Below are 11,767 nucleotides of genomic sequence, written 5' to 3'. Positions count from 1 at the left end.
GCTATTTAGATTTTTTGTATTTTATAATTTTGTAACAGTCAACTTATAATTAGCAGAATTATGTAAATCCAATTCAATTTTATAATTTCCTGCTACGTCAACTTTATAGTTCGGATCTCCTGTTACTGTATTTTCAGAACTTAGATAGGTTACAACTCCAGTCCCTGAAGTTAAAGTCTGATCTGAAGATTGAGGCTGGAATTTCATCGCCCAATCATCATTTGCTCTGAATTTGAATACTCCAGAACTATTTAATGCAATTGAGTTGATAACAAAAGTTTTAGTTGCCGGATTATATACAAAATCTGTATCTGATCCCCAACCTGTAGGTGTAGCATCGCCAAGGATTCCGAAGGAAGCTTTTACGGATGAATATGTATTTGCTGCCCAATCTGCTTTAATATAATAAGTTCCAGCTGTTGCTGCTTTAATATTAACTTCGCCCGTTTCCACCAATTTTCCAGAAAACGTTCCATCATCTCCTTTATCACCTGCCCAATCTTCATTAATGGTAAACTTATATTCACTATTAGCTGCGGTTACATAGATAAATCCTCTATACTCACTATTTTTTCCCGGAGAGAATAAGTTCGGTGAATTTCCAGGGGTCCAGTCTGCATAACCTGCCGCTCCTGCATAACTTCCAGGAACATTAATCTTTGGATAAGTTATATCTGGATTTGGAATATACGGAGTTATTTTAAGTGCAATTATATTTGAATAGAAAGCTGCTGAACCTGCTCCTGTCTTTAATCTAACTTCTATATCATTAACAATTCCAGGTGTTACTCCTAAATTGAACATTAATGTATTTAATCCTCCATGAGTAATACTTCCCGCATTTACATCACTTGCAACATCATAAGTCACACTTTTTTTAAAGTTTTGGCCTTTAACTCCAAATTCAATTTGTTGTGTAGGAACAATTGCTACATTAAATTGAGATTTTTGCCATGTAAAGCTTATCGCTGTATTATCAGATATAACTTCACTTAAAACAATGGCCGTTTTATCAGAAGAAAGTTTGCTTTGACTTGTTTCATTTAAGGTTGCCTGATCTTCGTCTTTATCACAAGATACTATCCAAAGACCTATAAAAGCTATTGCTAATATTTTAAATAAATGTTTCATTTTAATAGTATTTAAGATTAGTATCCTGGATTCTGAATTAGGTTTGGATTCGCAACAATATCTTTAGCCGGAATAGGATAAAGATTTCTGAAATTCTCAACACTTTTGCCATCTTTTATACCACCTTTCCATGGCCATAAATATGATGCAGTTGTAAATTTTCCATAACGAATAAGATCTGTTCTTCTTGTCATTTCCCATCCTAACTCTCTTCCTCTTTCATCAAGAATAAAATCTAAATTAATAGATGATAATGGTGTAGTATATCCTGCTCTAGCTCTAATATTATTAATATATTGTAAAGCAGTAGCAGAATTACCATTTCCACCCCTTAAAGTAGCTTCAGCATACATTAAATAAATATCAGCAAGCCTAAACAAAGGGATATCCGCATCACAGAAATTTTTTGCAGTATCGGAACCGAACTGTCCTGTACTTGTTAGATTTTTATATTTAACAAATGCATAACCATCTGTAAATTCTCCCAAATTGTTAATTTCGAGGTTTTGTCCACTTGTATAAAAATTCCCTCTCTGATCGCTTGAATTTGTAAACAATGCAACGTAAGATTTTGTCGTTCTTAAACCACCCCATCCTCCATTAATTCCAAACATGCTTTCTGATGGCATAGTTCCTCCAACTGCAGCATGAACCATATAAGTAGACCCGCCGGAAGTCTGCGTATGAACTCCATCAAATACAATAGGGAAAATAGTTTCAGCATTATTCTTATCATTATCAGCTAAGAATAAGTCTGCATATTTAGTTTTCAAAGAATATCCTGCCGCAATTACCTTATTACAATAGGTAATTACATCATCATTATGATTGCTTCCATTATAAATAGGAGCATTTAAATAAAGTCTTGCAAGCAATGCCCAGGCTGCAGCTTTATCTGCTCTGCCATAAGCACTAGTTCTCGCATCTCTCATATCATTAGCAACCGATAATAACTCAGATTCAACATAATTGAATAAATCAGAACGAGTAATTCTTGGAGGCGGATTTATGGAACCCGGCAAATAACTCTCATCTACGAAAGGGACATTTCCAAATAGGTCCAAAGCATAATAATATGATAAAGCTCTTAAATACCTAACTTCTGCTCTCATATATTTTGCCTCTGCAAGATTATCTCCTGTAATATTATTTGATGCTAATCTTTCATCCGTTACATTTCTTAAAAATTCATTACAAAAAGCAATTTCTGTATAAATTCTATAATACATACCCGCAATAAATTCATTTGAAGAATCCCAAGTCATTTTATGAATCGTCTGCAAAGTTCCATCATTCCAAGCAATTACAGCTTCATCAGTTGGTAATGTCTGCATTGTATATAATAATCTGGTATACTGAGAAAAGTTTCCATCAATACCATTGATATCAGAATTTCCTCCATTACTTTCCTGTCCTCCGCTGGCAAAACCACCATACACTTTAGCTAAGGCATTTGGATAATTTGCAAAATCGTTAAAAACATTTGTGGAAGTTACTCCAGTTCTTGGCTCCTGCTCAAGATCACTAACACATGAAGTTGAAATCATCAGTAATCCAAAAGCCGCAGCTATTGTTATTTTTTTGAAAATATTTTTATTAGGTTTCATTTGTTTTTTCTAATTAAAATTGAAAATTAAGTCCCAAAGAATACACCTTTGGCATTTGATAATATCCATTATCAATATTCCCGAAGATTTCAGGATCTACTCCTGAATATTTTGTAATTACAAATACATTCTGAAGCATTCCATAAACTTTCAAGCTACTTCCTTTACTAAAGATATCTTTAAAGTTATATCCCAAATTCACATTATCCAATCTAAAGAATGATGCATTTTCGATAAACAAATCAGAAAAATATCTTGGCAGTGAGAACTGATATTCTGGAGTAGAAGAATATACATTTTGTAAATAGCTGTTTGTAGAAGCTGATTGTAATGAACTATTGGAAGCCGCATTATTGTAAACATAGTTTCCTAATACAGCTCTTGCGCTTAATCCAAAATCCCAGTTTTTATAATTTAATTTTGTATTAAAACCTAAAATAGCATCAGGTTGAGTAGATTTGTAATAATACATATCACTTGCATTGATAATTCCATCTCCATTTCGATCTACATAAACACCATCAAGTGGTTTTCCATTATTATCATATACTTGCTGATAAACCAAGAAAGAATAAGGCTGATATCCTACAGCATGAGCCTGGATTTTATTTCCGACACCTCCGGTAATATCTCCAACAGCAATAAAGAATGAATCATTGGCTGCACTTACAAGATTAGTAACTTTAGAATTATAATGTGTTGCATTAAAAGATACTTCCCAAGTTGTATTTTCACTTTTCACAGGTACAAAAGTTATTGAACCTTCAATTCCTTTTGTATCCATATTACCCACATTTAAAATATTATGGTTACTTAAATCTCCCGCAGCAATTGGCGAATCTACTAAAAGCTTTTCAGCTTTTTTCTTAAAAATATCTATTGATCCGAAAATTCTATTATTGGCAAAACCATAATCTATCCCTAAGTTTTGAGTCGTCGTTGTTTCCCAAGTTAAATTAGGATTATAAATATCAGGTCTTAGCATATAGTAATATTGCGAACCAAATTGATATTGAGCTCCAGGAACACTCGGACTATATGAAGCAAATGCAGGATAATAATTATCTCCTAATTCATTATTTCCTGTTTTACCCCACCCTGCTCTTAATTTTAAGGTATTTAGCCCTGAGTTTTTAAGAAATTCTTCTTCATTAATTTTCCATGCAACAGATACTCCTGGAAAATTCCCCCAAAGGTTATCTCTTGTTTTATTATAAAATCTTGAAGAACCATCTCTTCTTATTGATCCCGAAATAATATACTTGTTAGCAAATGTAAATATTGCTCTACCATAAAATGAAAGCAAAACTAATTTTCTATCAACAGCATTTACCTGTCCTGCTGTTTGTCCATTACCTTGATTTGTAACTACAAGAGGTGCAGTAGTATGAAAATCTTGATAAGAATAACCAGCCGTAAGATCAACATTTGTGTTTAAACTCGTTATATTTTTTGTATAATTAAAATAAGTTTCTAATAACTTATTTTTCTTTTCCATTGAATAAGGTCTATAAGACCCCAAAACCCCAATCCCAGATTTATAAGCTGGATCAATTGTTGTTGCTCCTTCCCCTTTCGAATAATCATATCCAGCATTCACATTGAAATGTAAATCAGGTAAGAAATGAAATTTATAATCCAACTGAATATTTCCTAAAGCTCGCCAAACAGAAGAAACATCCCTTACAGCATTTAGCTGAGATACAGGATTTGCCGTAGCATTTACATTAAGACCAGTTGCAGAAGCAGGATCTAGCCATTCATAATATCCTCCGTAATTAGAATTACCGGAATAAACTGGTTGAGTGGGATCAAAATATGTAGCATTTGCAATTACACCACCTGCCGGAAAACGGTTATCCGTAAATGTTCCTTTCGCATTAATATTAACGCTTAAATGATTATCAAAAAATTTAGGATTTAGATTTAATGCTGCTGATGTTCTACGAAAAGAGTTTGTTCTTACAATACCATTTTGCTCATTATAACCTAATGATAATCTATAAGGTAAACCTTTAACACCTCCAGAAATAGCAACATTATTATCTGTACCCCATGCTTTTTGATAAATTTGATCTTGCCAATTTGTATTTGCAGAACCTAATCTTGAAACATAGCTTGGTGCAGCATTTTGGCTAACAAAAGATCTAAATTCATCAGCATTTAAAACATCTACATTACCCATTTTTGTAGAAACAGAAGTTAAGGTTGAAAAATTTACTTTTAATTTTCCAGCTGTTCCTTGTTTTGTTGTAATTAAAATAACCCCATTAGAAGCTCTATTTCCATAGATCGCTGTAGCGGAAGCATCTTTTAAAATATCAAATGTCTGAATATCATTCGGATTAATTAAAGAAAGAGGATCTGAGGCTCCACTTATTCCGCTAAAATCTTGAGGAACACCATCAATTACAATTAATGGGGATTGAGAGCCATTCAAAGATCCTATTCCACGGATTCTGATAGAAGTTCCGGCTCCAGGTGCACCACTATTGTTAACAATCGCAACTCCGGGAGTTTTTCCTTGAATTAATTGTCCGGGTGAAGTTGCTCCCCCGTTAAAATCTTTTGCACTGATGGAAGATATCGACCCCGTCAGATCCGTCTTCTTCTGCTTACCATAACCAATCAGAACTACTTCTTCTATTTTTTTCTCTTTCGTAGCAGAGTCGCTGGTTTGCGCATGAATTATTGTACTTGCCAATAAAAATGCAGGCGCAATTTTTAATACCGTTGTAAAATTTTTCACAATATTATTTTTATATAGTTTCTTTTTATCGTACATGGCCGGAGCCTGCTGCAATTTAAAAAAAATCCAGAATTATCTTAAATTTTTAAAAATTTTATTAAAATTATGTAAATTAAACGAACATTTTACTACATACATCTAATTGTCAATCATTTAAACTAAAATATGCATTACATAGCACCATTTTAAATTTAACAAAAAGTTAAACATTTGTTTAACTAAATGTAATATCAGACCATCCTGATAGACTTTAAACCGTATAAAAAGAAGGCTTACGGTATTCCACAGATATTCGTTATCTTTGCATATAAAAACTTTACTATAAATGTCGAACAGAAAGATGATTACGGCCGCTTTGCCTTATGCAAACGGACCGGTTCATATAGGACATTTGGCAGGGGTATATATTCCTGCGGATGTTTATGCAAGATTTCAAAGAAGAACAGGAAAAGAGGTAGCGTTTATCTGTGGCTCAGATGAACACGGAATTCCCATTACCATAAGAGCCAAAAAAGAAGGAGTTACCCCACAGGATATCGTTGATAAATACCACGAAATCATTAAAAAATCTTTTTCAGATTTGGGAATTTCATTTGATGAGTACTCCAGAACGACTTCTAAAAAACATTACGAAACCAGTCAGGATTTCTTTAAGGTTCTTTACGAAAAAGGAAAATTCACAGAAGAAATATCCGAGCAGTATTTTGATGAGCAGGCCGGAGAATTCCTTGCAGACCGATACATTGTCGGCACCTGTCCAAATTGTGGAAACGAAAACGCTTACGGAGACCAGTGCGAGCGATGCGGTTCTACCCTTTCTCCATCTGAATTGATCAATCCAAAATCAATGCTGAGCGGTAATGTTCCTGTTCTTAAAGAAACAAAAAACTGGTATCTGCCATTAAATGAATACGAAGATTTCCTTAACAAATGGATCATCGAAGGCCATAAGGACGATTGGAAACCGAACGTTTACGGGCAGGTGAAATCCTGGTTAAATGACGGACTGAAACCCCGCGCCATGACGAGAGACCTCAACTGGGGAGTTCCCGTTCCGCTTCCGGGTGCCGAAGGAAAGGTATTGTATGTATGGTTCGATGCACCGATCGGTTATATTTCTTTCACTAAAGAATGGGCAGAGAAAAACGGAAAAGACTGGAAAGACTACTGGCAGAGCGAAGATTCTGATCTGGTTCACTTTATCGGAAAAGATAATATTGTATTCCACTGTATTATTTTCCCAAGTATGATGAAGGCTCACGGAGATTTCATTATGCCGGCAAATGTTCCCGCCTTTGAATTCCTTAATCTTGAAAATGATAAAATTTCAACCTCAAGAAACTGGGCGGTTTGGGCGCACGAATATGTAGAAGATTTCCCTGGTCAGCAGGATGTGTTGAGATACGCTCTCCTTTCATCGGCTCCGGAAACAAAGGATAATAACTTCACATGGAAAGATTTCCAGACAAAGAATAACTCTGAGCTGGTAGGAATTTTCGGAAACTTCATCAACAGGGTTGCCGTACTTATTCATAAATATTATGACGGCATTGTTCCGCAAGGCGATGTAAATGCTCCTGAATTACAGGAAATCAATAAATCAGCAAAAGAGATCGCAGGATTCCTGGAAAATTATGAATTCAGAAATTCTTTATCAGCATTGATGAATTTAGCACGTTTCGGAAATCAGTATTTACAGACTGAAGAGCCTTGGAAAACGATTAAAGACAATCCTGAAAAAGCGGCCCACTCACTATTTGTTGGCGCCCAGATTGCCGTTGCCCTTGCCCAGCTATGTGAACCGTTTATGCCGTTCAGTTCTGAGAAGTTACTAAATATGTTTAATGTTGAAAAGCAAAGCTGGACTGATATTGAAACAAAATCTGTATTGATAGAAACAGGTCATAAAATCAACGAATCCTCACTTCTTTTCTCTAAAATCGAAGATGATGTGATCGAAGCTCAAATTCAGAAACTGGAGCAGACCAAACAAAATAATAAAAAGACAAACCCTAACGCCAACCCTATGAAAGAAGAAATCACTTTTGATGATTTTACAAAAATCGACTTGAGAACAGCAACCATTGTAGAAGCTGAAAAAGTGGAAAAAGCTGATAAATTATTAAAACTGACGGTTGATACCGGTGTTGATGTAAGAACTGTGGTTTCAGGGATTGCAGAAAGCTTTACTCCGGAAGAGGTAATTGGAAAGCAGGTGATGATCTTATTAAATCTTGCCCCAAGAAAAATCAGAGGAATCGAGTCTCAGGGAATGTTATTATTAACGACAAAACCAGACGGTAAATTATCTTTTGTAATACCGGACGACAGCAATGTAGAAAACGGTATTGAGATTGGATAAAATTTAAATAAGGTATATAAATGGGCATTTCGGTGCCCTTTCTTTTTATATGGTCAGTAAAAATGTTCTGAGAAAATTATCTGATGCCGAACTGGATAAATATCTCATTGCCGGAAATCGCTTTACTCCCGAGGCCGTGGAAGTCGCTTTTGAAATCCTTCAGGAAAGAGGCCGTCATTTCAGTGAACCTGAAAAAGAAGCTATAAATGAAATGATCCTGGCTAAAAAACGCGAAGAAGAAAACAGGACAAATGAAGAAAAGGAAATCTGGAAAGATCATGTTACAGAAGATCCTAATGCCATAAAGCTTTATTCAAGAACAACAATTATAGTTCTTACGGTATTATTTGGTACCATCCCCGGATCCGTTCTGCTATTTTTGAATTTTCTGACGGTAAGAAGATATGTCGCTGCTGTTTTTACCTTATTAATTGGATTCGGAATATTCTTTCTGCAAAATTATATTTTATCAAAAGGATTTGATAATCATATCAGTTCACGATATAGTCCCGAAATGGGAGTTATTGCATTGGGAATAATAATTCTAATGGTCATATCTGTCAGCTGGATGCCTAAAAAATTACCTTACCGATCTAAATCTCTTATATTTCCTGTCATTTTAGCCATAGTTATGACCGTCTTACTTTACATCAATTACAAGGGATGGTTTTCAACATATCCTTTCGCCTCAGTTTTTAGATTACTGAGAGATTTCTAATTGGAAAATGATTTTTAAGCAAAGAACTACCTTTTAGTCAGCTTCGCCAGATAAGAGTCATCTTCCTGCAATACCTTTTCTATGGTAAAACAATTGTTTTCCGCAGCATTTTTTAAAGTATTAAAGTCAAGATAGAGCCATTTGATCGGGTCTTCAGATTCGCCTTTGTAGTGAACAATATAGTCAAGTTCGCCATAATATCCTTCCGCCGGAATATAAACCCCTCCGTCTTCATCACGGTCAAACATATAAAGAATATCTGTACTGTCAATCAGAATTTGCCCGTTTTCATTCAGAAGCGAATGAAGCTTTTTAAGATACATATCAATCACTGTAAGGCTTTGGAAAATTCCGGTTCCGTTCATCAGAAGTAAAATGGTATCGAAGGTTTCGCCGGAAAAATAAAGCATATTCTCAGCTACCGCTTTATTTACTCCTCTCAATTTGCACACTTCTACAGATTTTGGTGATATATCGAGGGCTGTCACGTCAAGACTTCTTTCATTCTGAAGGTAAAGACTGTGTGAACCAGCTCCAGCGCCAATATCCAATGTTTTTCCCTGAGCCAGCTTTAATGCTTTCTGCTCCAGTCTATTCATTTCTTCAAAATCACGGAAGAGATAATCTACCGGAAGCTCATCCAGTTCGGAAATTGAAGTTTCAGTCTGCAGATCCTGAGAATTTTCCTGATGGTAATACTCCCAGATCGCCTTTCCCATAAGGTCTTTCATAATACGAATTATGGGCGTAAAGATAGCTGTTTTTGATGTATTTTCCGGAACTATTCAGCTAAGTTATTAACGCTATGGCTCGCAAAAAAACGTTTTCTATAGCAAAGTGAAGAATCTTTTGCGGTTATTAACAAAGCTTTTTAAATTTTTTATATAACCACAAAAGTCACAAAAGACGAGCTCAATTTTATCTAAAGTTGATGACGATAAATTAAAAAAGGGCACAATAGTCTTAAAAAATCTTCGATTTTTATTCTTTTGAAAACTTTGATTGTCCTAATCATTGCGTTAAGATTATCTTTTGTGACTTTTGCGGTTAATTCTGCAATTAAACAAGTTTAACGCTATGTTCGCAAAAGTCTTATAGTTTTACGCATATTCTTTCGAGCGCAAAGGCGCTTTGCTCAGCAAATGATAGCAAATCTTAAAACACTCCCACACTCATATCCTAAAACTCTTAAACCATCCTCTTTTTTTGCAAGATGATTACATCGTACGTCACAAGCACCATGCAAGGTAGCTTGCAAGCATCGTGCAAGGTACGTCACAAGCATCGTGCTAGCCTCGACACAATCACCTTGCTCCGTACGGTCAGTTTATCTCGATTTGTCAACTCCTTATGTATCGGGCGGTCAACATACCCTTGACCGTCCGGTCAACACTCCTTTGACCGTTCGATCAATGCATCCACAACAGTACGGTCAACACCACATTGACAAACAGTAGCGAATTACCAAAACCCTTTTTTAAAAGACGATCGTAAAATGCAAAGCTCCATTCTATATACATAAAATGAAGCTTTGACTAGTAAATGAAAAACAAGGTATCTTTATATCGCAGGACCGGCTGCGTCTTTTATTTCTTCCAGAAGTTTCTTCCTCTCACGGAGTCTTCTTCTTGCGATAACCGATTTCCCGGTGAGCATTCTTATAAACCGTACATATTCGAAACGTTCTTTTCCGAAATGATGGGTAAAAACATAGATCAGAATACCGATACCGGCCAGAATAATATATCCGAATATTTTTTTTGATGCGATAATAATGGCGTTCAGCTGAATGAGCTTCATATTGGCCGCAACATTCTGCGGAGTCACCGTCATTCCGTCTAAATACACTGCCAGATCCCCAACGGCTACTACCTGAAAACGATACTGAAACCATGAATAGAGCGCTGAGAAAACACCTACTGCAAGGAACGTTCTCCATACCAGCACAAGGCCGATGGCTGCAAGCATATCATCCAATTCAAGTTTGTCAAGGGTGTAAAACCATACTGAAATGAAGAGCGCTCCCATACCGTATCCTTTCAGGAACATCGGAAGATACCAGTAATCGTAGCTGAATTCCAGTACCATGGAGAAATACATGACGATGGCGTACCCTAACATTGCTGAAAATCCTGAAAAGATGTACATTTTTAATGGAATTTCTTTTTTAAACCAAAAGATGGCTGTCACACCTGCCAGTATTAATCCGGGAATCATTAAGAGATTAAGCCCGGCATTCGTTAGCTGATCATATCCTAAAACACCAACGGCAAAAGTATTCTGAATAGAAGTTGTCCCTAAAAACATCCCCAGACACAGAAGCATGAACAACCCATGCTGCACATTATTTTTAGTAAAAATCTTAAAGGATAAATAAGGTCTTTTCAAGGTCAACTGTCGTATCGCAAGCAATGCAAAACTTACAAAAGCTGCTATTGTGGTGTTGATGATCTTATCTGAATTAAGCCAATCCTGTTGTTTTCCAAATGAAAATACATATGCCGAAAACATAAAGGTAGACATAAAAAGTAAGACACTGAGCCAGTCTATATAATGCAACGGAACCTTTAAGGCAAAATACTTATCATGCATAAAGACCCAGTGCAGAAGAGCCAGAATGAAACATCCTACTGCCGCCATGATGTAAAAGTGCTGCCAGTTGTAACGGATAGAAATATCCACCGCATAATAAGCAACGATCTGATTAAGGACGAGAACAAAAGTATAAAATGCACCATAAAACATTCCTCGGTTACCAATCATCGCCATCAAAGGAAGAAAAAGTTCAATCGTCACCATCATCTTTAAAAACCCGATAACCAATGAACTGAACACAAAGATCATAGGATCATACGTCGTGGAATTCAGGTAGCTTAATAATCCTAAAAGCACCAGCAAAACCACCACTTTATCACGGACCTTAAATCTCATTTTCATTCTGAGCACGATGGGCATACAGGCGCCCATTCCGATGGTAGTGGCATAATTGGCCCACATAAAATATTCGGTCATTGCCCCGGTACCGCTGACAAGATAGCTGATGTTTCCCGTGTACACCCCACCCAGCGGCATCACTACCACTAGCAACAGCACAATGAGAAGTAGCTGTATAGGTTTGGGAACCCAGTCGTTGTATAGTCCTTTGTTGTACATTTTTGTTGATTTTTAAAAGTTAAAAGAGCCAAATTAAAAGAGCCAAG

Annotated in this window: 7 protein-coding genes; 2 read left to right on the top strand and 5 right to left on the bottom strand. The window is 36.0% G+C overall.

The features are described 5' to 3' along the window. Positions 1-21 precede the first annotated feature (21 nt). From AC3WV0_RS00945 to AC3WV0_RS00935, 3 genes are read right to left on the bottom strand one after another with little or no spacing between them, the layout of a single operon-like run. Positions 22-1,131: a SusE domain-containing protein gene (locus AC3WV0_RS00945; protein ID WP_488843141.1), complete on the bottom strand. Its 1,110-nt coding sequence runs from the start codon at positions 1,129-1,131 to the stop codon at positions 22-24. 17 nt (positions 1,132-1,148) lie between these two features. Next, the gene (locus tag AC3WV0_RS00940; protein ID WP_488843139.1) at positions 1,149-2,738 is read right to left on the bottom strand and encodes a RagB/SusD family nutrient uptake outer membrane protein; all 1,590 of its coding nucleotides are present in this window, start codon (positions 2,736-2,738) and stop codon (positions 1,149-1,151) included. 13 nt (positions 2,739-2,751) lie between these two features. Further along, positions 2,752-5,487: a SusC/RagA family TonB-linked outer membrane protein gene (locus tag AC3WV0_RS00935; protein ID WP_488843137.1), complete on the bottom strand. Its 2,736-nt coding sequence runs from the start codon at positions 5,485-5,487 to the stop codon at positions 2,752-2,754. A gap of 325 nt (positions 5,488-5,812) precedes the next feature. On the opposite strand from AC3WV0_RS00935, the gene metG reads away from it, so the two are divergent. Together metG and AC3WV0_RS00925 are read left to right on the top strand one after the other, a co-directional pair. Continuing rightward, positions 5,813-7,849, top strand: coding sequence for a methionine--tRNA ligase (gene metG / locus AC3WV0_RS00930; protein ID WP_488843135.1), 2,037 nt, complete (start codon positions 5,813-5,815; stop codon positions 7,847-7,849). Positions 7,850-7,898: 49 nt separating this feature from the next. Next, entirely contained in the window at positions 7,899-8,567 is a 669-nt protein-coding gene (locus AC3WV0_RS00925) for a hypothetical protein (RefSeq protein ID WP_488843133.1), read from the top strand. A gap of 26 nt (positions 8,568-8,593) precedes the next feature. On the opposite strand, the gene AC3WV0_RS00920 is transcribed toward AC3WV0_RS00925, so the two are convergent. Together AC3WV0_RS00920 and AC3WV0_RS00915 are read right to left on the bottom strand one after the other, a co-directional pair. Further along, a complete protein-coding gene (locus AC3WV0_RS00920) occupies positions 8,594-9,298 on the bottom strand; it encodes a class I SAM-dependent methyltransferase (protein ID WP_488843131.1) in 705 nt (234 codons plus the stop codon). An 829-nt stretch (positions 9,299-10,127) separates the two neighbouring features. Continuing rightward, positions 10,128-11,720 carry an MFS transporter gene (locus tag AC3WV0_RS00915; RefSeq protein WP_488843129.1) on the bottom strand — a complete coding sequence of 531 codons (1,593 nt, stop codon included), beginning with the start codon at positions 11,718-11,720 and terminating at the stop codon, positions 10,128-10,130. Positions 11,721-11,767: the final 47 nt, after the last annotated feature.

It is taken from the genome of Chryseobacterium sp. 27AL (assembly GCF_057815395.1).
This window is presented reverse-complemented; position numbering and strand designations above follow the sequence as displayed.